Consider the following 26,705-nt stretch of genomic DNA (forward strand, 5'->3'; position numbering starts at 1 on the left):
TCAGACACCCCACTGAGCGATAACTTCTCGCAATCGTACAGCTATGGTTGCCGCAGGCCCCGGTTCGATCATCTGGTTGTGTTCACAGTCGACTTCGACGACGCGGATGTCACCCGAAACGAAGCGGCGCCATTCGGCCACATCGTGTCCGTTTGCGGTAGATCTTCCGGCTACGAAGAACTCGATGTCTCCGGAGTGAACCGGCGGTTGGTGCTGATTCGTCAATTCGACGGAGTGGGAGTAGCCGCGACTGATCCGCTCCAGATGCTCCGCTTCGATTCCGATCCCGGCACCCAGGGTCCGCTCCAGCAATTTCGCCGCTTCTTCGAAAGTCTCGACTGTCTTGGATCCCGCAGGCATCGCGAGCCCCGCCAGTAGTTCGGAGACCGAGAGTTCAGCGGGCTGATCGGAATCCGACGACGGATAGCTGTCGAGGATCGACAGCGTCACGTCACGTCCGCTCCGAGTGAGATTGTGCGCCACGGCGTGTGCGATGACGCCGCCGAGCGACCAGCCGGCCAGATGGATCGGGCCGGTCGATGCCACCGCTGCAATGCGATTCGCGTAGTCGTCGGCGAGTTCGGTCAGCGAGTCGAAGCTGGGCCCGCCGCTCAGTGACGGTAGCTGAAGACCGTATACGGGTTGATCCAGCTCGAGGTGCTTGACGAATTCCGCGTAGCCCCAGGACAATCCGATACCCGGGTGGACGAAGAACAGTGGTGCACGATCGGATCCGGCGCGCAGCGTGATCATCGGAGCGAGCAGATCCGACGAATCATCCGGCGAGTGTGCGTCCATTCCGTCGGCCGCACGGGCGACACCGCCAGGCGTCGGATCCAGGAACAGTGCCTGCAACGGCACTCGCATCCCGAGGCGTTTCTCGAGTTCGATGGTGATCCGGGTGGCCACGATTGACGTTCCTCCCAGTTCGAAGAAGTCGTCGTCCACGCCGATGTGTTCGTGACCGAGCACGGTCTCGAAGATGTCGACGACCGTTCGTTCGGTGCCGTTGGTAGGCGGTGCGTACGGGACCGTACGACGCTCGAAGCTCGGCGTCGGCAGTGCTTTGCGGTCCAGCTTGCCGACCGGTGTCACCGGAATACGGTCGACGACAACGATCACGCCGGGAACCATGTGCGCAGGTAGGCGAGAAGACAGGTGGCGTCGGAGCTCCCAGTCGTCGACGGTCTGTCCATCCACGGGCTGGATGTAGGAGGCGATCATCGTCTCCCCCGACGGCGCTTCGTGCCCGAGTGTCGCGGCGAAGTAGACGGAGGGGTGTGCCATCAGGACGGAGTCGATTTCGCCGAGCTCGATGCGGAATCCGCGGACCTTGATCTGGAAGTCGCTGCGGCCCAGGTATTCGAGGGTGCTGTCGGAGCGCCAGCGCACCAGGTCGCCCGTGCGGTACATCCGCTGGCCTGGTTCGCCGAACGGATCGGCGACAAATCGGTCGGCGGTGAGGTCGGGACGATTGTGGTATCCGCGGGCGAGTCCGGGGCCGGTCACGTACAGCTCCCCGATGACTCCCACGGGCACGGGCTTGAGGTGCCCGTCGAGGACCAGGCCGGCGAAGCCGATGGCCGGACGGCCGATGTTGATGTCCTTGCCCGGCCGCATGGGTTCACTGACGCTGGCCTGGATGGTGGATTCGGTGGGTCCGTATCCGTTGAACATGCGACGGTCTCGGCCCCAGATGTCCACGAGTTCGGGTGGGCAGGCTTCGCCGCCGACGGCGAGCACGCGGAGTTCTGGCAGCGCGGAGCTTTCGATGGAGCTGAGCGCGGTCGGTGTGATGAACGCGTGTGAGACGTGTTCATCGGCGAAGATTTCGGCCAACTCGGATCCGCCGAAGACGGTGGGTGGGATGACGACCAGGCAGGCGCCACTGCCGAACGCCATCATGAGTTCGAAGACTGAGGCGTCGAAGCTCGGTGATGCCAGGTGCGAGATCCGCGAGTACGGCTGGACGTTGAATCTCTTGTGTTCTTCGGCGTTGAGGTTGGACAACCCGAGGTGGGTGACGATGACGCCCTTCGGCTTTCCGGTCGAACCCGAGGTGTAGATCAGGTACGCGGGATGCCCGTGATGCAGGGGGATCGTGCGGTCGCGATCGGTGATCGCGGCGACGTTCTGGCGCTCGATCTCGTCGACGGTCTCCGCTTCATCGAGGACCATCCACTCGACCGTGTCGGGAAGTTGACTTCGGTGAGCGTCGTCGGTGATGCCGAGTACGGCCCGCGAATCGTCGAGCATGTGGTTGATGCGGTCGTCGGGATAGTTCGGGTCGACGGGCAAGAATGCTGCCCCGGTCTTCGTGACCGCCCAGATGGCGACGATCTCCGCGGCGGACCGCGGCAGACCCAAGGCCACAAAATCTTCGGGTCCGACACCGCGCCGGCACAGCGCTCTCGCCAGCTTCGTCGATTCCTCGTCGAGTTCGCGGTAGGTCATCGACCTCTCGCGACTCGAGAGGGCTGGGGCATCCGGGTTCGAGGCGACTGCTTCGGCGAGGATCTCCGGCCACACCCGCGCTCGAGTCGCGGCTGCACCGGATGCCGGCACCAGAGCGGCTGTTTCGTCGGCGGCGAGGATACCGATGTCGGCGATACGTGTTGCCGGTTCACGCCCGACAGCGCCCAGGATCAGGCGAAATCGGTCGGCAAACCGCCGAATGGTGCCGGGTTCGAAGAGATCTGTCGCGAAGTCGAAGGCGGCGGACATCCCGGTAGGGGCGCCGGTCTCGTCGAACTTCTCGTCGACGATCAGCTCGAGGTCTTCCTTCGCGAATTTGGTTTCCACGGTCAGCCCGTCGATGTCGAGGCCGGGCAGGTGGAAGTGCGCGGGTTCGTTGTTCTGAAGTTCGAGGGCTACTTGGAACAGCGGCGAGTACGACGTGGATCTGGTCGGGTTGATCACGTCGACGAGCCGCTCGAAAGGTAGATCCGAGTTCTGGAAGGCGGCCAGATCGATTTCGCGGATGTGTTCCACCAGTTCGGCAAACGTGATGTCGGGATCGACGCTGGTTCGCAGGACCAGCGTGTTGACGAACATTCCGACGAGGTGGTCGAGCGCTGCCTGACCGCGGCCGGCGATCGGAGTGCCGATGGTGACCTCGTCTGCGCCGGACAGTTTTGACATCAGCACGGCCAGTGCGCCGTGCAGTGCCATGAACATCGTGACGCCGTGGGACCTGGACAGGTCCGCGAGCGCGCGGTGAGTGTTCGCGTCGATGTCGAAGGTGAATCGGTCACCGTGGAAGGTCTGTTGCACGGGCCGCGGGTGGTCGGTGGGCAGAGCGATGACATCGTCGAGTCCGGCGAGTTGCTCACTCCAGTAGCGCAATTGGCGGCTGATGACAGATTCCGGATCGTCTTCCGATCCGAGGACCTGATGCTGCCACAACGTGAAGTCCGCGTACTGCACTTCGAGTGGTGCCCACGTGGGCTCGGTTCCGGCCGTACGCGCCAGATAGGCCGCCATGACGTCGCGTGCGAGCGGCGCCATCGACGAACCGTCGGCGCAGATGTGGTGGACGACGACAAACAGAATGTGAACGGGTTCGTCGGTGTCGAGTCGGAAGAGTGCCACGCGCAGCGGTAGGTCGACCGACACGTCGAAGCCGGTGGTGGCGAGCCGTTGCATGCGCTCTGTGAGTTCGTGCTCCCCCAACGTCATTTCACGGATCGGAGGTATTGCCTCGTCGGCGGTGAGGACTTTCTGAATCGGATCGCCGCCGACGGCGGGGAACACGGTCCGCAGTGTTTCGTGGCGCTCGACGACGTCGGCGATCGCCTGTTGCATGGCGGCGACGTCGAGATCACCGGTAAGTCGCACTGCCAGTGGGATGTTGTAGGCGGCCGATCGTGTGTCGAATTGGTTGAGGAACCACATGCGCTTCTGCGCCAATGACAGCGGGACGTTGCCGACGCGCTCCATGGGCGTGAGCGGCACGGTGCCGACGGCAGTGACGGCGCTGGAAAGCCGCTCGGCGAGCTGGGCGGTCGTGGGCGCTTCGAACAGCACGCGTACCCCGACGTCGATGTCGAGAGCGGAGTTTAGCCGCGAGACGACGCGAGTGGCGATCAGCGAGTTGCCGCCGAGTTCGAAGAAGTTGTCGTCCATCCCTACTCGCTCGACGCCGAGTACATCGATGAAAGCGTCGGCTATCCGGCGTTCGAGGCTGGTACCGGGGGCCCGGAATTCCACGGCGGTTCCGGTGAACTCCGGGGTCGGCAACGCTTTTCGGTCGAGCTTGCCGACCGCGGTGCGCGGAAGCTCGTCGACGATCATGATGCTGGCCGGAACCATGTGCGACGGAACGCGGCCGGCGAGATGCGCGGTGATCTCGGTACCTGTCAGCGTCGATCCTTCCTCGACGGTGAGGTAGGACGCGAGCACTGTTGCTCCGGCCGGTCCGTCGACGCCGAGTGTCACGCAGTTCGTGACAGTCGCCATTGCGGTGATCTGGGCGTCCACCTCGCCGAGTTCGATACGGAATCCGCGAATCTTGACCTGGAAGTCGCTGCGCCCGACGTATTCGATGGTGTGATCGCTTCGCCAGGAGGCGATGTCCCCGGTGCGGTACATCCGGTCACCCGGCTTGCCGAAGGGGTCGGCGACAAATCGCTCACTGGTCAGGCCGGGACGCCGGTGGTACCCGCGAGCCAGGCCGATGCCGGCGATGTACAGCTCACCGGGAGCTCCGACGGGTACCGGTTGCAGGCGCGAATCGAGGATCATCTCGTGCACACCGCGGATCGGGCCACCGATAGTGATGGGTGCGCCCACCGTCATGGGTTCGCTGATGTCTGCCATGACGGTTGTCTCGGTCGGGCCGTAGGCGTTGACGAATTCGCGTCCGGGAGCCCACAGACCGACGAGGTGCGGTGGCAGTGCCTCTCCCCCGACGACGACGTGCCGGAATTCGTCCAGGCCGGCCGGGTCGACGGTGGCGAGTGCTGCTGTGGTGACAAACGCATGAGTGACGTGTTCGCGGCGGATCAGACTTGCGAGTTCGGCTCCGCCGTAGATGTCGGTCGGGACGATCACCATGGTTGCTCCGACACCGAATGCCTGCAGGTACTCGAAGATGGCTCCATCGAAGCTCGGGGTGGCGAAGTGCAGGGTCCGAGAGTGGTGATCGGCGTGGAATCGGCGTTGCTGATCGAGTGCGAAGCTGTCGAGTCCGGTGTGGGTGACGACCACTCCCTTGGGTCGTCCGGTGGATCCCGAGGTGTAGACCACGTAGGCGGCGTTGTCCATGGCCACCGGTGCGAGCCGTTCGTCCTGGGCGATCGGCAGTGTGCAACTGGTGGCGACGTCGTCGTCGAAGGCTTCTTCTCCGAGCACCAACCAGGACACGATCGGTGGCAATGTCTCGATGGCGTCGACGACGGTCAACCCGAACAGCACTTCGGAATCGCTGAGCATGTGTTCGATTCGGTCGGCCGGATAGGTGGGGTCGACGGGGACAAAAGCTGCGCCGGTCTTGGCGACCGCCCAGACCGCGAGAACCGATTCGATGGACCGTTCGATGCCGATGGCAACCGACGTTTCGGGTCCGGCGCCGCGGCGGATCATGGCTCTGGCCATCTGGTTCGAGCGTCGGTCGAGTTCGGCGTAGGTCATGGAGCGATTGCCGGACGAGAGCGCGATGCGGTCGGGATATGTGGCGGAAACGTCGGCGAGTATTTCCGGAAGCGTTCGAGCGGAGCGACCCGGGGATCCGAAGACCGGCGCAAGATCGCGGCTTTCGAACTCCGTGAGTACCTGCAGGCGAGCGAGCGGTTGATCCGGTGCTGAGGCCAGATGTTCGAGGACGATGCCGACGCGCTCGGTGATCTTCGCGACTTCGCGCGCCGAGAAGTGCGTGGGCAGGTACTCCATCTTCAAGTTGAGCGTGTGACTTTCCGACGCGACCACGGCGATCGGGTAGTGCGCCGAGTCGCGTCCGTCGATGCCGAGAACGTGCATACCCGCGATGTCGGTTTCGGCGGTCAGGGCTGCCTCGTCGACGGGATACGACTCGAACACCGTCAGTGTGTCGAAGGATCCGGCGGCGCCGACTGCTCCCGCGATGTCCGACAGGCCGATGTGGTGGTGGTCGAGCAGTGCCGCCTGCTCGGATTGGACGCGAATGGCCAGTTCCGCGAGGGTTTCTCGGGCGTCGAGGCGGACTCGCACCGGGACGGTGTTGATGAACAGGCCGACTATCGATTCCACGCCTGACACCTGGGGTGGGCGTCCTGAGACGGTTCCGCCGAAGACGACGTCGTCGCGGCCGAGGAGTTCGGCGAGCACGATTCCCCAGGCCACTTGGACCAGGGTCGCCATGGTCAGACCGCGGGTTCGCGCGAATGCCCGAAGAGTCTCGGCTCGTTCGGTCGGCAGTGAGTACGAGTGAATGTCACTCGCCACGGTTTCGGCGGCGGTGCCTGCCTGCGAGAGTTGGGTGGATGTGTCGACGCCTCGTAGCGCTTCCTGCCACGCCCGCAGCGAAATTTCGGGTTCCTGCTTCGAGATCCAGGTGAGGTAGTCGCGATACGACTGAACTCTGGGCAGAATCTCGGGGTCGCCGTCAGTTGCGTAGAGAGTGAGCAGGTCTCGAAGCAACAGCGGAGTGGACCAGCCGTCGAGCAGGATGTGATGGTTCGTCACGACGAAGCGTGCCGCGTCAGGTCCGTTTCGCACGAGCATGAACCGGATCAGTGGGGCTGTTTCCATGTCGAAACGCTCAGCGCGATCACTCTCGAGCAGCTGAGCGAACGCGAGTTCGCTGTCCTCGGCCCCGGACAGGTCGATTTCGGTCCAGCTGATCTCGACTCCGGACCGGATCACTTGCAGCGCCCGACCTCCCGGCGCGGAGACAAATCCCGCGCGCAGGCTCGGATGACGATCGACCAAGGCCTGCGCGGCGCGGCGCAGTCGCGGCGCCTCGACTCGGCCCCCGAGCTCGAGGGTCAGTTGCACCATGTACGGATCGATTTCCGTTTCGTCGAACTGGGCGTGGAAGAGCATGCCCGATTGCAGAGGTGACAGTGACCAGATGTCGGTCAGGTCGGGGAATCTGTGCTCGAGTTGTTCGATGCTCTGCTGGTCCGCGGTGACGAGATCGAGATCGGTGGGCGTGAGCTCACGCTCGGAGTGTCCGTCGACGTACGAACTCAGCGCGCCGAGTGCAGTGGCCCAGAGCTCCGCCAGTTCGGTGACTTCAGCCTCACTGAGGATGCCGCGGGGGAAGGACCAGGTAGCCCGCAGAATGGGACCGTGTGCGGTGTCGGTGGTGACGGCGTTGACGTCGAGTACCGACGCGGCAGCAAGCTCTCCGCTGTGCGCTTCGTCGAGGGTCACTTCGGAGATCGGCAGCCACGGCACTTCGCCGTGCTCGGGATCCGAGCCGGCAAAACGTCCGAGGTAGTTGAACGAGATCTGCGGTGTGGGCAGCTCCCGCAGGTCTTCGTTTCGATCGAGGTACTTGAGCATGCCGAAACCGATTCCGTTGTCCGGAATGTCGAGCAGCGTTTCCTTGACGAGCTTCACGGCCGAGGCCGCGGTTGTTCCACCGGACAGCGCATCGACGACGTTGAGTCCCGTCAGGTCGATCCGCACGGGGAACAAGGTGGTGAACCAGCCGACCGTGCGCGAGAGGTCGGCACCCGGTGCGGCGTTCTCCTCGCGGCCGTGTCCTTCGAGGTTGAGAAGCACTTCGCCGCTGCGCTGTCCGCGCGATCGACGCCAGGCGGTGACGGCAATCGCGAGAGCTGCGAGCAACCCGTCGTTGACCGAGCCCCCGAAATGTCGAGGCACCGTCGAGATGATGTTCTCGGTCACCGAGGTCGGAACGTCGACGCTGACGCGGTCGACAGTGGAACCGATGTCCACGGCGGGGTCGAGTCCGCGTGTTCCGAGCGGTGGCTCGTCGGCCCGCATTCTCGACCACAATTCGATCTCGTCACGTCGATTCGCGGCGGTCTCGGCGAGGGCTGTCGCCCAACGGCGTATCGACGTTCCGCCGGGCGGAAGCATCGGCGTTTCGCCGTCGAACGCCGAGGCGTAAGCGGTGACCAGGCCGGGGACGAGCATTCGCCAGGACACACCGTCGACTGCGAGGTGGTGAAGGACCAGGAGCAACCGGCCGGCCTCGGCCTGGTTGCCGTTCGCGCTGACGGGATCCAACCAGAGTGCGCTGATCATCTTTCCATGCTCCGGATCGAGACGGCTGGATGCGTCCTGCATCGCGGCTTCCGCGGCAGCCACGAATTCTTCGCCGCTGGTGGACACGATGGGGGTTCGGCGCAGGACGTCGGAGGCGGCGACGGTGCCGGGTTCGCGGATCTCGAGTTGGTGAGTCGCGGTGTCCAGACGCGCCCGCAGTACGTCGTGACGATCGAGGATCGTTTGCAGTGCGCGCTCCAGCGCGGGGCCGGAGACATCCGCGGGCAGTGCGATGAGCGCACTCTGGCTGTAACTGCGGATCGTGCTCAGGTCTCCGCGACTGCGTTCGACCAGCCACTCCATGATCGGAGTGAGCGGTAGGGTGCCGACTCCCCCGCCGGGTAGCTCCGCGAGAACCGGTGCAGCTTCCGCTGATTCGACGAGGAGGACCTTCGTCAGGCCGGCAACCGTCTTCGCTTCGAAGACGTCCCTCGGAGTGAAGATGAGGCCTGCGGACTTCGCCCGTGAGACGAGTTGGATCGACATGATCGAATCGCCGCCGAGACCGAAGAAGGAATCGTCCACTCCGATACTGCCCCGCCCCAGCACTTCCGCGAACAGGTCCGCGAGGACCGCCTCGGTAGCGGTGGCCGGTGCCCGCGTCGCCTCCGTTGTTCCCACGACGGCGAAGTCCGGTGCCGGGAGGCCGCGTCGGTCGAGCTTTCCGTTGACGGTCAGCGGAAGTGATTCGAGGACGACGATCGCGGTGGGCACCATGTACTCCGCGAGTTCGGCGGAGACGAAGTCGGTCACCGTTGCGGAATCGACGGCACTGCCTGTCTCGGCGACCACGTACCCGACGATCCGGGGTGAGGCGCCGTCGGTACGCACGAGCGCCACGGAGGCCGCGACGCCGGGGCAGCGGAGCATCGAGGCTTCGATCTCTCCGAGTTCGATGCGGAAACCGCGCACCTTCACCTGGAAATCACTGCGGCCCACGTACTCCAACTGCCCCGCGTCGTTCCACCTCGCCAGGTCCCCGCTCCGATACATTCGATCCCCCGAACTACCGAATGGATCGGGAAGGAACCGTACCGAAGTCAATGCGGGTTTCCCGAGGTATCCCCGAGTCACCTGATCACCGGCGACGTACATTTCGCCGACAACACCTGGTGGTACCAGGTTCAGTCGCCGATCGAGTACGTAGACGGACAATCCTGGTACCGCTCGCCCGATGATGCTCGCCGACGCGTGCTCGCTGTCGTTGCGGTCGAGCGCGATTCGACTGACGTGCACTGTCGTCTCGGTGATCCCGTACATGTTGACCAGCGTCGGCGCCGTGTCGGCGCGCCGGTCGTACCACTTGCGCAATTGGCCGAGATCGAGAGCTTCACCACCGAAGACGACGTAACGCAGGGCAAGGTCGGGGTCCGCGCCGCTGGGTGTGTACGCGCGGTCGGCTTCGGCGAGTTGGTAGAAGGCTGTGGGTGTTTGGTTCAGCACCGTCACTCGCTCGCGGCGGAGCAGTTCGTGGAACATGTCGGGCGATCTGGTCGTGTAGTAGTCGACGACGACCAACCGGCCACCGTGCAGCAGCGGACCCCACAGTTCCCAGACGGAGAAGTCGAATGCGTACGAGTGGAACATCGTCCACACGTCCGAGTCGTCGAACCCGAACGTCGGGGACGTGTTGTCCATCAGAGTCAGGACGTTTCGATGGCTGACCTGGACACCTTTGGGGCGCCCTGTGGATCCGGAGGTATAGATGACGTACGCGACAGCGTCGGGCAGAAGTGGTGTCGTCCGGTCCGCGTCGGTGATGCGATGTGGCGCGGAGTGATCGAGGCGTACGGCGATCTCCGACGATCCGAGTTCGACGATGTCGATGCCGGATTCGATGATCTCCGACGGCAGATCGTTGCGGAAGTCTCCGGTCGTGACCAGGCACACCGGCCGCGCGTCGTCGAAGAGGAATCGCATCCGCTCCGCCGGATAGGTGATGTCGACCGGCAGGTATGCCGCGCCGGTCTTGATGACGGCGACAAGGGCGAGCACGAGGTCGGTCGTTCTGGGCATCGCAACGGCCACCACGGATTCCGGACCGATACCGCGACTGATCAGAAGCCGCGCCAGGCGGTTCGCGCGCCCGTCCAGTTCGGCGTACGTCATTGCGCCGTCGCTGTCGTTGACCGCGGTCGACGACGGATGCGCTGCAACAGCCTCGAAGAAGCGGTCCGCGATGTTGTCCGCTGGAGCCGGTTCGGCGTGAGTGTTCCACTCGGTCAGCATCTGTCGACGCTCGTCGGCGCCGACGACGTCGATGTCGCCGGTAGGAGTCGACGGGTCTCGGGAGACCGCCGCGAGGAGGGTGATCAGCCGGTGTGAGAACGATTCGATCAAATCACCGTCGAACAGGTCTGTGGCGTAGACGAATTCGGCGTCGATACCATCCGAATCTCCGTCCGCACCGTACCTTTCGGTGACCGCGAGTTGGAGATCGAACTTGGCGACAGGAAGGTCGAACTCGACTCCCGAGACCGACAGCCCCGGCAGTTCGAGTTGCGGTAGTGCGTTGTTGCGGAATTCGATGAGTATCTGGAACAACGGAGTGTGTGACGTCGAGCGTTCCGGGTCGAGTGCGTCGACCAACCTTTCGAAGGGCAGGTCAGCGTGTTGGAACGCACCGAGATCACCTTCACGGACCTGGGCGAGTACGTCCTCGAACGATGCGTCGGGCGTGATCTGCGTTCGCAGCACAAGTGTGTTGACGAACATTCCGACCAGGTGATCGAGTTCGGCCTCTCCGCGGCCGGCGACGGGTGTACCGATGGCGATGTCCTCGGTTCCGGCCAGACGCGCTGCAAGCACCGCCAGCGCTGCATGCATGACCATGAACATGGTGCTGCCGTGCTCGCGTGCCAGGTCGGTCAGCGCTCTATGGATCTGCGGTGAGACAGCGAACCGGTGCACCGAGCCCGCCATGGAGGGCTTCGCCGGACGCGGGAACGACGTCGGCAGCGCGATCGGTTCACCAAGTCCCGCGAGACGGTCTTTCCAGTAGTCGAGCTGACGGGTCAGGGCGGAGTCCGGATCTTCTTCGGAGCCGAGTACCTCGTGCTGCCACAACGCGAAGTCGCCGTACTGCACGGCCAGTTCCGACCAGCTCGGCGCGCTGCCGGCGCTGCGGGCCGCATATGCCGCTGCCACGTCCACGGCCAGGGGGTTCATCGAGAACCCGTCGGCGACGATGTGGTGGACGACGATCACGAGCACGTGTCTGCGTGTGTCCCCGTCCACGCGCAGGACTGCGCAGCGGATCGGGACGTCGGCCGAGGCGTCGAACCCTTCCGAGGCCAATTCGAGAATTCGATCGGAAACTTGTGCAGCAGCGACGATCTCCGGTTCCAGGATCGGCATGACCGCCTCGGCGGAGACAACCTGCTGTACCGGTTGTCCGTCGATCGAAGGGAACTTCGTCCGCAAGCTCTCGTGGCGGCCCAGTACGTCCGCTACGGCCTCCTGCAATGCGGCGAAGTCCAGATCGCCGTCGAGGCGCACGGCCAGGGGAACGTTGTAGGCCGGTGACGTCACGTCGAACTGGTTGAGGAACCACATCCGCTTCTGCGCCAGCGACACGGGCAGTGGGTCCGGACGAGACCGTCGAGTCAACGGTGGTCGGGGGTTTTCGCCGCGGCCGACACTCTCGGCCAGACGCGAGAGTTGCCGAACTGTCGGAGACTCGAACAATCCTCGTACGCCGATGTCGGTGCCGAGTAGCGCGTTGACGCGGGCGATGACGCGCGTCGCGGTCAGTGAGTTTCCGCCGACGTCGAAGAAGTGGGTGTCGATGCCGATGGGGGTCACTCCGAGCACGTCCTCGAAGACGCCCGCCACCAGTCGTTCCAACTCGGTGGTCGCTGCCGTGAACATTTCGGCATCGGTGTCGAAGCGAGGCTTCGGGAGAGCAGCCCGATCGACCTTGCCGACGCCGGTGAGTGGCAGTTCGTCGAGCACGACGACGCTCGCGGGCACCATGTGTGCCGGCAGCACGTCTCGAGCCGCTGCCCGGATGTCCTCGGCGGTCACGGGGTGTTCGTCGTCGCAGACGACGTACGCCGCCAGAGCCTGCTCGTCCGACGGTCCGCGCACCGCCAGCGTGACCGCGTACTCGACGCCCGGCAGCTGACCCAATGCAGTGTCGACCTCGCCGAGTTCGATGCGGAAACCGCGGATCTTGACCTGGAAGTCGCTGCGTCCGAGGTACTCGATGGTGCGATCACTGCGCCAGCGCACGACGTCGCCGGTGCGGTACATCCGCTCCCCCGGCTCGCCGTACGGGTTGGCGACAAACCGTTCGCTCGTCAATGGTGAGCGCCCGTGATAGCCACGCGCGAGTCCGACTCCCGCCACATACAGCTCCCCGGGAACACCGACAGACACCGGTTGGAGTCTGCGATCGAGGACAACCTCACTGAATCCTCGGTTCGGCGGCCCGAGATAGACCTTGTCGCCGGCCGGAATGGGGTCACTGAGATTGCAGGAGATGGTGGTTTCGGTGGGACCGTAGACGTTGACGAACGATCTTCCCGGCGCCCAGGTGCGCACCAGGTCTGCCGAGGGGGCCTCGCCGCCGACCGTGATGGTGGTCAGTTCGTCGATTCCCTCGGGATCCACCGATGTCAGGGCCGCGGGCGTGATGAACGCATGGGTGACGTGTCCGTCCCGCAGAACGTCGGCAAGTTCGGTTCCTCCGTAGACGGTGGTCGGAGCTACCACCAATTCGCCGCCGACCGCAAAGGCGAGCAGATATTCGAGAACGGACGCATCGAAGCTCGGTGAGGCGAAGTGCAGTGCGCGCGAATTCTCCGTGAGACCGTAGCGATGGCGCTGTTCGTCGGCGAAGTTCTCGAGGCCGGTATGGGTGACGACAACACCCTTGGGTCGGCCGGTCGAGCCCGAGGTGTAGATGAGGTAGGCGGTGTTCTCCAACCGCGGGGTTCCTCGGCGCTCGTCTTCGCGTAGCGGCGCCGTGGACACTCCGGAGAGCCGAGCGATGCTCGTCGGGTCGTCGAGTTCGAGCCACTGCGTCGCACCAACTTCGCCGGGTCGGTGGGCTGCAGTGGTCAATCCGAGCGAGGATGCCGAGTCCTCGAGCATGAACGAGATCCGGTCACTCGGGTAGCGCGGATCGATCGGCACGAAGGCGGCGCCGGTCTTGGTGATCGCCCAGACGGCTGCCACGGATTCGAAGGAACGTTCCACACAGATCGCCACCCGTGAGTCCGGGCCGGCGCCTTCGGAGATCAGCACGCGTGCCCACTGATTCGAGGCTTCGTCCAGTTCTCGGTAGGTCATCTTTCTCTCACCACAGGACAGTGCGATTCGTTCGGGGAATCTGCTCGCCGTGTCCTCGAAGATGCGATCGAGTGTCCTGACCGAGCGCCCTTGCTTTCCTCGCGCGGGAACCAGTTGCTGCACTTCGGAATCCGGCATCAGACGCAATTTTGCCAGCGGAAGATCCGGTTGCGCGGTGATCAGTTCGAGGGTGCGCAGCAGCCGGTCCGCGATCGCGTCGATGTCGTGATCGCCGAGGACTCCCGGGAAATACTCGAACTTGAGCCGCAAGCGTCCGTCTGCTGCGGAAGCGACGATCGCGAGCGGATAGTGCGCCGCGTCCTCGGCATCGTGGACGTCGAGGACGTGCATTCCGGCGATGTCCGTGCCGGACGAGAGTCCACCGCGGTCGACGGGATACGACTCGAAGACAGTCAGGGTGTCGAATGATGCAGCGCCCCCTACTGCCGATGTGATGTGAGAAAGACCCACGTGGTGGTGATCGGACAGCCGCGCCTGCTCGGTTTGGACACGAACACACAGTGCTGCCAGAGACTCTCGCGGGTCGAGGCGAACTCGCACGGGGACGGTGTTGATGAACAGGCCCACCATCGACTCGACGCCCGGAACCTGGGGTGGGCGTCCGGAGACCGTTCCGCCGAAGACGACGTCGTCGCGGCCGAGGAGTTCGGCGAGCACGATTCCCCAGGCCACCTGGATCAAGGATGCTGTCGTCAGACCGCGGGAGCGGACGAATCCGCGCAGGAGTTCCGTCTCACGTTCTCCGAGCGCGGTGGTGGTCGAGCGTGAGGTTGCACCGTCCTCGTCGACTGCGTGGGTTCCGGTGAGCAGTGTCGGATCGTCGAGTCCGCGAAGCGCTTCGTCCCAGGCCTCGATCGACTTGCTCTCGTCACGACTGCTGATCCAGCTCAGATAGTCACGGTACGGATGCGCGCGCGGGATGGCGCTGTGATCACTGTCCGTGGCGTAGAGGGTGAGTAGATCGCGGACCAGCAGCGGCATCGACCATCCGTCGAGGAGGATGTGGTGGTTGGTCAGGATCAACCGGTATGCGTCGTCACCAGTACGCAGAAGCAGGAACCGCAGGAGGGGCGGTGTGTCCATGTCGAAGCCGCGCACACGATCCGCATGGAGGAGTTCGCGTATCTCGGTCGCCTGTTCGGTGGGAGCCAACGGGGAAATATCGATCTCGGTCCACGGCACATCCACGGCGGCGCTGATCACCTGCACCGATCTCCCACCGGTGTCGGTCGTGAACGCAGCGCGTAGGTTCTCGTGTCTGTCGAGCAGCGCCTGTGCGGCACGGTGCAACCGGGACGCGTCGACGCCGTCGAGTTCGAGTGTGAGTTGGACGGTGTACGCGTCCACGGTGTGTTCTGCGTAGCGGGCATGGAACAGCAGTCCGGATTGCAGCGGCGAGAGGGACCAGATGTCGGTCAGCGTCGGGAACTCGAGCTCGAGGCGATCGATGGACTCCTGGTCCAGGTCGACCAGGTCGATGTCCGACGGTGTGAGTCCACCGTGTTCGCTCTGCTCGGCGTATGTGGCCAGAGCACGCAATGCCTGTACCCAGAGTTCTGCGATGGCGCGCGCATCACCGTCCGCCAGCACGGCGGTGGGATAGGCGATAGTGGCGCCGATGTGCGGTGCACCCGAGATTTCGGTGGTGACGACATTGACGTCCAGTACCGAACCCACGGGCATGTCGGACTGAGCTGCCGCTTCCAGATCGACGTCACGGGCCAGTGCCCAGTCCCCCAGCGACTCTCCGGCTTCGGTGCCGGAAAAACGCCCCAGATAGTTGAACGAGATCTGCGGTTGGCGGAGGTCTTCGAGTACCGCTCGGCCTACCTCGTCGAGGTAACGCAGAACTCCGTACCCGATACCGCTGTCCGGAACACCCAGTAGCTCTTCCTTGACGCGCTTGAGCACCACCGCGGCGTCGGGGCCGCTGCTCATCACGTTCGCGATGTCGATGTCGGCGAGGTCGATCCGCATCGGGAAGACGCTCGTGAACCAGCCGACGGTGTGCAGCACATCCGCTCCGGGGACCACGTGAGCTTCGCGTCCGTGGCCCTCCATCGAGACGAGCACGTTGTCGGTTCGTATGCCCTGTGCCTGCCTCCACTGCGTCAGTGCCAGCGCGAGAGCAGCAACGAGACCGTCGTTGACGGATCCACCGAACAGCGCCGGAAGCGTGGTCAGGACTGTTTCGGACAGTTCGACGGGTACGTCGGCGACAACTCGGCCGACCGAATCGAACGTGTCGAGCCGCGGGTCCAGCGGCCGGGTTCCGATCAGCGGGTCGGCACCTTCGAGTATCGAACGCCACCTGGGCAATTCGACTCTTCGATCGGGCGCGATGTCACGGAGCGCGTACGACCAACGACGAACCGACGTTCCCGAGTACGAAGGCTCCGGTTCCTCGCCTGCATCGATGCGGTGGAAAGCCGACGCAAGTTCCGGTACGAGGACGCGCCAGGAGACACCGTCGACTGCGAGATGGTGGATCACCAGGAGCAACCGGCCGGTGTTGCGCACGCCGGCCAGCCAGACGACACGGACCATTACACCCCGGCTGGGGTCCAGTTCTCGGCGTGCACCGCCCAGGGCGTCGACGATCGCCGCGTCGAACGCTGCGGTGCCCGGCTCGGCCTCCACCTCGAGTACCTGGCAGATGTCCTCGGCTGCAACAGATCCAGGCTCGTCGACGACGAGCCTGCGCTCGCCGTCGAGTTCGAGGCGCGCGCGAAGGATGTCGTGACGATCGAGAACAACTTGAAGAGCCGCGGTCAACTGCTCCACACTGCGAAGCCCGTGCGGCGCATTGAGAAGTGTCGCCTGGGAGAACGAATCGAGCCCCTGGAGATCGGAGCCGAGCCGGTCGAGCCACCACTGAGCCACCGGCAACAAGGGCACGTGGCCCACGCCGCCTCCGGGAAGTTCCTCGAGCACCTCGGGTTCGTCGTCCTTGGTCGACGCCAGCAATACCGCAAGACCGGCGACCGATTTCACCTCGAAGACGTCACGCGGGGTGAACACGAGTCCCGCGTCGCGGGCGCGGGCGACCAGCTGAATCGACATGATCGAATCGCCGCCCATCGAGAAGAACGAGTCGTCGACGCCCACCGATTCGACACCGAGGACGTCGACGAACAGGGCGGCCAGCGTGCGCTCGGTATCGGATTCGGCAGCCCGCGAGCGTGCCTGGGTTACCCGGAAGTCGGGAATCGGCAATGCTCGACGATCGAGCTTTCCGTTGGCTGTCATCGGAAGTTCGTCGAGCACGACCACCACTGCGGGAACCATGTACGGGGCAAGAGCCGAACCCGCGAACGCGATGACAGCCTCGGGATCCACAGTCTGAGCGTCGCTGGCAGGCACTACGTATCCGACGATCCGTGCGGCGCCTCCCTCACGTTCGAGCGTCGTCACCACGGAATGTGCAACGCCGGGATAGCGAGCCAGAACTGCCTCGATCTCGCCGAGTTCGATGCGGAATCCACGAATCTTGACCTGGAAATCGCCACGGCCCTGGTACTCGAGTTCTCCGTTCTTGTTCCACCGGGCGAGGTCGCCGGTGCGGTACATCCGCGTACCGGCACCGCCCGTGGGATTGGGTACGAACCGTTCGGCGGTGGTGCCCGCGCGGTTGCGGTAGCCGCGGGCGAGTCCGTCGCCGCTGACGTACAACTCCCCCGTCACTCCGACCGGGACGCGGTGTAGGCGATTGTCAAGTACCCATGCGGTGATGCCTGTCGACGGCCGTCCGATGGTCACCCGATCGGTCGGTGACATCGGCTCGGTGATGCTGGCTACGACCGTCGATTCGGTCGGTCCGTAGGCATTGATCATGATCCGGTGATCACTGACCCAGGCAGCGACGAGATCGGGCGGGCAGACGTCGCCGCCGGTTCCGATGCAGACCAACTCGTCCAGTCCACTCGGATCGACCGTGGCAAGAGCGGCTGGGGTGATGAAGGCGTGAGTGACGTGTTGATCGGCGATCAGGCTCGTCAGTTCGGTTCCGCCGATGATGCTCGGTGGAGCGATGATCATCGTGGCCCCGGCACCGACCGCCATGAGTAGCTCGAGAATCGAGGCGTCGAAACTCGGTGAGCTGAAATGCAGCGTGCGGGAGGTCGACTCGACTCCGAAGCGACTGCGCTCCTGCTCGGCGAGCGCCGAAAGCCCACGGTGAGTGACCATGACGCCTTTGGGGACGCCGGTAGAACCGGAGGTGTAGATGACATAGGCCGGATTGTCGACAGACGCGGTTCCCAGCAGTTCCGAAGCCTCTATCCGGTGATCACCGGTCTGTTCGAGGGTCGCGAGGATCTCGGCCTGATCGAGCAGAATCGCGTCCGCCTCGTTCGGGACGACACCGGCATGCTCGGCGGTGGTGAGAACGACGCCCGATCCCGAGTCGTTGATCATGTGGTGCACACGATCGACGGGATACGCCGGGTCGACGGGTACGAACGCGGCGCCGGTCCGAGCAACCGCCCAGATCGCCACCACGGATTCCAGGGAGCGCGGCAATGCCAGAGCGACAACGGATTCCGGGCCGGCCCCGCGGCTGATCAACAGTCTCGCGAGCCGGTTGGCGCGGCGGTCGAGTTCGGAGTACGTCAGATGTCGGTCGCCGAAAACCAGCGCGGTTCTCTGCGGTTCGCCAATGTACCTCCGCTCGAGCAACGTCGAGAAGTGAACCTGCTCGGGAAGTTCCGGTGCGAGGGTGCGGATCGTGTCGAGATCGCTGACGAGATCGATGTCTCCGACCGGTGTGTGCGGCGATTCCGTCACGGCATCCAGAATCCGAATCAGATACCGAGCAAAACCGTCGACGGTCGCCTCGTCGAACAGCGCTCTCGCGTAGGTGAACCCGGCCTCGATGCCCGCCGGCTGACCGTCCTCGTCGAAAGTTTCGGCCAGAGTGAGCTGCAGATCGAAATTCGAGACGGCGGATTCGAGTTCGAGGACTTCGACGTCGAGATCTGTCAGACGAACAACTGGTCGAGTGGTGTTCTTGAACTCGAGCATCACCTGGAACAGCGGTGAATGCGACGTCGACCGCTCCGGAGCGAGCGCATCGACGACGCGCTCGAAGGGGACGTCTGCGTGAGCGAAGGCGTCGAGGTCGGTGCTGCGAACCCTGGCCAGGAGATCGGTGAAGGAGGCCGAGGGGTCCACGTCGGCGCGCAGGACCAATGTACCGACGAACATGCCGACCATCGGATCGAGCAGGGCATTACCGCGCCCGGCGATCGGTGAGCCGATTGTTATGTCTTCCATGCCGGACAATCTGGCCAAAAGCGCTGCGTAGGCGGCGTGAATCGCCATGAACATACTGCTTCGATGTTCGATCGCGGTTTCGCTCAGACGACGGTGGATGCCGGCATCGATGTCGAACCGTACGACGCCGCCCGAGAGATCCTGCACACGCGGCCGCGGACGATCTGCAGGAAGCGCGAGAAGCTCGGGCACACTTGCCAGCTGACGTGTCCAGTACTCGAGCTGACCGGCGAGCGTACTGTCCGGTTCGTCGATCCGACCGAGCGCCCGTTCCTGCCAGATCGCGAAGTCCGCGTACTGGACCGGGAGAGGAGCCCAGTCCGGGGTCTCCCCTCGATGCCTTGCCGAGTACGCGCTCATCACGTCGAACGCCAACGGTGCCATCGAGAATCCGTCGGCGCAGATGTGATGGACGACCACAGCCAGGACGTGATCTTCTTCGTCGACCTCGATCAGTTCGGCCCTGATCGGCGGGGCCTGCGTCACGTCGAAGCCCGTCGCGGTGACGCGCTCGATCTCCGTGAGTACCGCTTCGGCGTCTGCGCCGACAACCGGCATCGTGCCCAACGCTTCACCGGGTTCCACGATCACCTGCGCCGGCACTCCCTCGATCATGGGAAACAGCGTGCGCAGCGATTCGTGTCGGGCAAGTACGTCGGTGATCGCGCTCTCCAACGCGGCAATGTCCACCCGGCCTCTGAGCCTGATCGCTATGGCGACGTTGTATGCCGCGGAGGTGACGTCGAATTGATTGACGAACCACATGCGCTTCTGCGCCAGCGACAGCGGAATCGACTGTGGCCTCGGCAACGCCTCGAGCGGAAGGACGGCCGGTCCCCCTCGCGCCGTGGCGCACTCGACCGCCAACTGAGCAACGGTCGGCGCGTCGAACAACTCTCTGATCGACAAGTTCAGCGAGAGCGAATCGTTCACTCGCGCCACGGCACGGGCAGCGACGAGACTGTTCCCGCCGATCTCGAAGAAATTGTCGTGCACACCGACGGCACCGGATTCCAGAAGCTCCTCGAAGATCGACGCCAACTGGGCTTCGACCGGCGTTCGCGGCGCCAGATACGTCTGCGAGCTGTCGAAGCTGGGCGCGGGCAAGGCCTTCCGATCGAGCTTGCCGGTCGAGCCGAGTGGGAAAACATCGAGGTCGATGACCACTGCCGGAACCATGTAGGCCGGGAGGAGGCCTCTCAACTCGGTGCGCAGGCTGTCCGTGTCGATCGAATTCCCGGCTTCGGCGATGACGTAGCCGACGAGACTGTCACCGACCACGTTGTCGTGATGGACGAGAGCAGCAGCTTGCGCGACACCGGTGAGCCTTAGCAGCGCTGCTTCGACCTCGGCGAGTTCGATGCGCTGGCCGCGGATCTTCACCTGGAAATCGCGTCGGCCGACGTAGTCGAGTAGCCCGTCGGCGCGCCATCGGACGACGTCGCCGGTTCGGTACATCCGGGTGCCAGACGGGCCGTACGGATCTGCAACGAATCTGTCGGCGGTGAGGTCACTACGCCCGAGGTATCCGCGCGCCAGTTGCACTCCCGCCAGATACAACTCGCCGTGCACGCCGACCGGGACGGGGTGCAGCCTTCCGTCGAGGACATAGAGCTGGGTGTTCCACACGGGCGCACCGATGGGAACGGTGACGGTCATGTCTGGGGTGAATTCGGCGGCGCTCACGTCGACGGCCGCTTCCGTGGGTCCGTACAGATTGAACAACCCTGCAGGACTCAGACGAGTGAACGCCTCCGCTGTGGTGGGCGCAAGAGCTTCACCACTGCAGAACACCTGGCGCAAGCTCGCGCACTGCTCGGGAGACGCGACGGCGACGAATTCCGCGAGCATCGACGGTACGAAGTGCGCCGTCGTGACTCCCTTTTCGGCGATCAACGCCGACAGGTATCCAGGATCACGGTGCCCCTCCGGTTCCACGATCACCAACTGCGCGCCGGTCTGCAGGGGCCAGAAGAGTTCCCACACCGAAACGTCGAATGTCACCGGAGTCTTGTGCAGCACCACGTCCGACGCGTGAAGTGGATACGCGTCCTGCATCCACAGAAGGCGATTGACGATCGAACGGTGCGATACGGCAACACCTTTCGGTCGACCGGTCGATCCCGACGTGAAGATCACGTATGCAGCATTGTCCGGACGGAGGGGTCCGACCCGATCAGCGTCCGTGATCGGCGCCGTCGTGGACACCGGATGATCCACATCGACGTCGACGATCGGCACCTCTGCGGGAAGGGCGCCACGGTCCTGGGGTCGGCTCAGCACGCAGATCGGTTCCGCGATGTCGAAGACGTAGGCAATGCGCTCGGCAGGATGATCGGGGTCCACCGGGACATATGCCGCACCGGCACGGATCACGGCGTGGACGGCGATCAGCAGTTCGGCCGACCGGCGAATCGACACCGCGACGCGCATGTCCGGGCCGACGCCGCGGCCGATGAGGGTTCTGGCAAGTTCGCTCACCCTCGCGTCGAACTCCGCATACGTCAGCGTCCGCTCACCGAAGATCAGCGCGGCCCGCTCGGGTGTCCGGGCTGCCTGCTCCGCCGCCAGGTCGGCCAGGGTGGTGATCGGTACGGCGTGTTCGGTGGCATTCCAACGCTCGAGGACCAGTTCCGCCTCGCCCGGGGCTGTGAGGTCGACGTCGCCGACGACGGATTCCGGGTCGGCAGCTACCGCGTCGAGGAGCATCGTGAAGCGATCGGCGAGGCCCGACATGGTGTCCGAGTCGAACAGTTGGCTGGCGTAGTTCAACTGGCCGTCGAGATGGTCGCCGCGGTCGGTGAGAATGACCTGAAGGTCGAACTTTGCTGCACCCGTGGAGAGTTCGTCAACAGTGACGTCGAGTTCGGGCAAGGTGACTTCGGTGGGAGCGGCGCCCTGCATCACCAGCATTACCTGGAACAGCGGCGCCTGGTTGTCTGCGAGGGACTCGACGAGTACGTCGTACGGCACTTCGGTGTGCTGCAAGGCCGCCACGTCGACGTCGCGCACACGGGTGAGAACTTCGCCGAAGGTGAGTCCCCCGTCGAGAACCGTCCTCAGCACCACCGTGTTGACGAACATTCCGACGACGTCGTCGAGGGCTCGCTCGCTACGCCCGGCCACCGGGGTGCCGATCGTGATGTCGTTCGCTCCACATTCTCGGCTGAGCAGGACGGCCAGCGCGGCGTGGATCACCATGAAGACGCTGACATCGCTGCGCGCCGCGATCTCGCCGACCCGGCGGTACGTCGCGGAGTCGATGCGGAAATCGAGATCGTGACCGCGCAGCGAGACACCGGCCGGCCGCGGATGATCCATCGGCAGTTCCGCAAGCTCGCCGCGTTCGGTGAGCGTGTGCGACCAGAACCGCAACTGCTCGGCGAGTATCGAATCCGGGTCGGACGCTTCGCCGAGCGCTCCGCGTTGCCATTCGCTGAAATCGCCGTACTGCACTTCCAGTGGCAGCCACGCCGGTACACGTCCGCTCGCCCTCGAGGCGTACGCGACCATCACGTCACGGGCCAGCGGGGCCATCGACAGGCCGTCTGCGGCGATGTGGTGCACGACGAGGACCAAGGTGTGTTCGAGTTCGTTCACTTCGAGCAGAGTCGCGCGGATCGGCACCGATACGCTGACGTCGAATCCCGTTCGCGCCAGTTCGCTCGCCCGTACGGAAGCCGCTGCGGCAGGAACGGTTTCCACCTCGAGGTGATCGAACATCTCGTCCACACCGAGAACGTGCTGTACCGGACCGCGAGCGCTCTCGGGGAAAACGGTCCGCAAGACCTCATGCCGGACGATCACGTCCCGCAGGGCGGTGAACAGGGCATCGACGTCGAGAGCGCCGGTCATTCTCACCGCGATCGGGATGTTGTACGCCGGTGAGTTCGGATCGAGTTGATTGGTCAGCCACATTCGTTGCTGCGCCAGAGATACCGGTATCCGATCGGGGCGATCGATACGCGTCAGTGCAGGCGCGCGCGTATTCCGCGAGTCCGCCAGGTCGGCGCGTGCAGCCAGAGCGGAGACTGTCGGTGCCTCGAAGAGGTCGAGAACGCTCAGCGTCGTCCCGAGCGCTCCGTTGACCCGGGACACGACGCGAGTAGCGATCAGCGAGTCACCGCCGAGGTCGAAGAAGCTGTCGTCCGCTCCCGCCCGGGTGATGCCGAGCAGATCGCAGAACACCGCCGAAATCCGCTTCTCGGTCGAGGTCTCGGGTGCACGGTATTCGGCCGAGCCGCCCGCCGAATCGATGTCCGGCAACGCCTTCCTGTCGATCTTTCCGGCCGGAGTCAAGGGAATGGAATCGAGTACGACGATCCGCGACGGAACCATGTGAGCTGCCAACGAGGATCCGGCGTGGGCGATCAACTCGGAGTTGTCGATGTGTGTACCCGCAGCCGCCGTGACGTACGCCGCCAACAGTGTTTCCCCGCTCGGGCCCGCAACTCCGGCGGCGACGGCCTGGGCGACGCTCGGATGGCGGCGCAGTACGTCGTCGATCTCACCGAGTTCGACGCGGAAACCGCGGATCTTGATCTGGAAGTCGCTGCGGCCGAGGTACTCGAGTTCACCGGCGCCGTTCCACCTCGCGAGGTCTCCGGTGCGGTACATACGTTCTCCCGCAACACCGTTGGGGTCGGCAACAAATCGTTCGGCCGTGATCGTGGCACGCGCGTGGTACCCGCGCGCCAGACCGATACCGCTCACGTAGAGCTCGCCGGCGACACCGCTGGGCACCGGTTGAAGCCGTGAGTCCAAGAGGACGGCCGAGGCGCCGCGCATCGGCTTTCCGATGGTGACGGGAACATCGCTGCTCAGCGGTCCGGTCAGGGTGGCTACGACGGTGGTTTCGGTCGGTCCGTACGCGTTGAACATCGAGCGCCCGTGCGACCACTGATCAACCAGTGCGGGCGAGCAGGCGTCGCCGCCGGTCACGACCACCCGAAGATCCGGCAGGCCGGCGGGATCGACGGTTGCGAGCGCGGCCGGGGTGACGAAGGCATGTGTAACCCGGCCGGCGCGCATCACCTGGGCCAGTTCGTCGCCGCCGTACACCGTCGGTGGCGCGATCACCATCGTTGCTGCGCCGCCGAAGGCAAGGAGAAGTTCGAGGACCGAAGCGTCGAAGCTCGGCGAAGAGAAATGCAGTGTGCGGTCTCCCGGTTCGACTCCGAACCGGTCTCGCTCCTCGTCGGCGAAGCTGCTCAGCCCGCGGTGACTGACCACCACGCCTTTGGGAACACCGGTCGAGCCGGAGGTGTAGATCAGGTACGCCGGATCGTCGTAGTGCACGCGTGAACGACGTTCGGCATCGTCAACCAGTGCATCCGAGCAGTCGGCGTTCAATTCGTCGAGAAGAAGCCAATCCACCGAGTCGGCGAGCCCGCCGTGGTGCTCCCCCACGCTGATTCCGACAACAGCTCCCGAATCGGTGAGCATGTGCCGAATACGGTCCTCGGGGTAGTGCGGATCTATCGGGAGGAAAGCTCCGCCGGCCTTGGCTACCGCCCACGTCGCGGTCACGGATTCGATCGACCTCGACAATGCCAGGGCGACGTAGGTGCCGGGGCCAACCCCGCGGGCGATCAATTCGCGGGCGAGCTCGTTCGACTCGGCGTCGAGTTCCCGGTAGCTCACCTCACGATCGCCGAACACGAGCGCTGGGGCATCGGGGTTCACAGCTGCGGCTCGGCGGAGGATGTCGGGGAGGGTCAGCGGGTCGGACGCAACCTCTCCCCGTGCCGGTACCAGGGACTCACGCTCGAACTCGTCGAGGAGATCGAGGTCTCCGATCGGCGTTTGCGGGGCTGCGGCTGCGCCGGAGAGAACCCACACCAGTCGCGAGAGGAAGCCTCGGACCGTGGATACGGCGTAGTGCTGTGCGGAGTACGCCACCTCGAGGGCATTGGCGTCCGCGTGGACCTCGATCGCCACGTCGAGGCCGGCTATCGTCGTCTCCCGCGATCCGTCGTTGAGACGGACATGCAGCGCGGGCAGCTCGGGGACACCTGTCGCCGATCGAACCAGCAACGTATCGTGTTCTTGCGCAAGAGAACTCACGAATTCATCGAACGGTGCTGCCGGATCGACCTCGCAGCGTAGGGGCAAGGTCCCCAGCTCGGTCCTCGTCCCGATCAACACGTCCCGGCGCTCGGTCGATCTCGACAGCAACGCAGCAAATGCCGCATGGACAACGGCAAAGAGCGAGACACCTTCCGAGCGTGCGAGTTCGGCGACCGCGGGATCGAGCGGGACGCTCAGTCGATTCGTACCGGTCGGCTCCGATTCGGCGTCGATTCGCCCGAGATCCAGTGTCTCGAGACCCAGTGTCGAGCCCTCGTCGGCGTCCCCCAGGTATCTCGCCCAGAACCGCTCGTGTTCCCTCCGCTGTGCACTGCGTGCTCCAGCCTCGGCACTTGCCGGATGAATCCGGTTCATCGGCGTACCGGCGGGCGCTGCTGTCAGTTCAGCGACCAACTCGGTGAAGGCTCGGTGGTGATCAGCCAGTTCGTCGTGACCGTAGCGATTGGGGTTGCCACGAAAATCGATCAACGTCTGGGCCGGATCGCCGCTCTGGTACACGTTGACCAGGAGATCTTCGACCGGCCCCGACGTGACAATGTGGAACTCGCCGGTCAGTGATCCCAGCGTGATCTCCTGCCGGAAAAGCATCACATTCATCATCGGACCGGACAGACGCGCGTCGCCGACCGCCAGGCCTGCATCACGCCGGATGTCCTCGAGACTGCACCGCTGATGACGAAGCGCGCCGAGAAGTTCGAGTTGAACCCGCCCGACCAGATCGTCGACGCTTTCGCCGGCGTCGACGTGGATGTGAAGCGGCGCGACGTTGACCAGCATGCCGCCCGACCGTTGCAGCGGCGCCGTGGTCCTCGCCGAGACCGGCAGGTTAATCAGAACGTCGTCGTGGCCGGTGTTGCGGGACAAGTAGCACGCCAGTGCCGAAATCAGCACCGCCGCCGCAGTGGCACCGGAACGTGTATTCCACTCGTCCAACGCGGCAAGACTGTTCGCCGACATCGCGGCACTGACGAGTTCACTGTGCGCAGTCGGCGGTCCCTCCCGCGTGGCCAACGTAGAACCGTGTTCGACGCCGGACACGCGCTGGGCCCAGTATTCGCGGTCGGCGTCGAATCGGCTTGATTCACGGTACTTCTGGTCGAGTTCGGACAGTGTCGTGACGTCGAGCGCCTTGTTCACCGCAGGCTCTCGACCCTCGACGGCGGCGGTGTAGATCGCCGCGATCCGATTGACGATCGTCATTCCGCTGTATCCGTCGAGTGCAACGTGGTGAATCCTGGTGTACCACAGGTAATCTCGATCACCAGTTTGGAGGATTGTCATTTCGACAAGGCGATCGCGCGTCAAGTCGAGCGTCGTCGCGTAGTCGTTGTCCATCCACTCCGACGCCGCGAGCCTCGGATTCTCGCGCTCACGGAAGTCGAAGTAATCGATGCCCGGATCGATCGTGAAGTCCACGATCTGGCACGGTTCCCCGTCCGGGTACATCAACCGCAGAAATGGCGATTCGAACTCGTGGGCAGCCTCCACCGCAGCGCGGCTGAGCAGCTGCATGTCCAGGTCGCCGTGGAATTCGATGTACTGCGCGATGAAGTACGGGACCGTCGGGTGAAGTTGCTGCGCGAACCACATGCTGCGCTGGACGGCCGAGAGAGGAAATGCCCCGGCCGGCAGACTCCGTGATCCGGTCAGCGGATCGATCCTCTTGTCGGTATCCATCACGACCACCCCCACACAGCGTTACCGCGATCAGCGGTGCCACGATCGGCGTTGCCACGATCAGCGCTGGGAACTGTGGTTCGGGGATTGAAGAGAAACATCGCACCGCCTCGATATCGAGTGGAAACCAT

The 26,705-nt window shown here is 64.4% G+C and carries 2 protein-coding genes; both read right to left on the reverse strand.

What is annotated here, in order from left to right; genetic code table 11:
* On the reverse strand, positions 1-26,574 hold the full coding sequence (locus tag ACFQ6H_RS25825) for a non-ribosomal peptide synthase/polyketide synthase (RefSeq protein WP_378649425.1): 26,574 nt from the start codon (positions 26,572-26,574) through the stop codon (positions 1-3).
* Positions 26,574-26,705 carry a hypothetical protein gene (locus tag ACFQ6H_RS25830; RefSeq protein WP_378446015.1) on the reverse strand — a complete coding sequence of 44 codons (132 nt, stop codon included), beginning with the start codon at positions 26,703-26,705 and terminating at the stop codon, positions 26,574-26,576. The genes ACFQ6H_RS25825 and ACFQ6H_RS25830 overlap by 1 nt, the downstream gene beginning before the upstream one ends.

The organism is Rhodococcus sp. NPDC056506, assembly GCF_042794945.1.
Taxonomy (GTDB): domain Bacteria; phylum Actinomycetota; class Actinomycetes; order Mycobacteriales; family Mycobacteriaceae; genus Rhodococcus_F.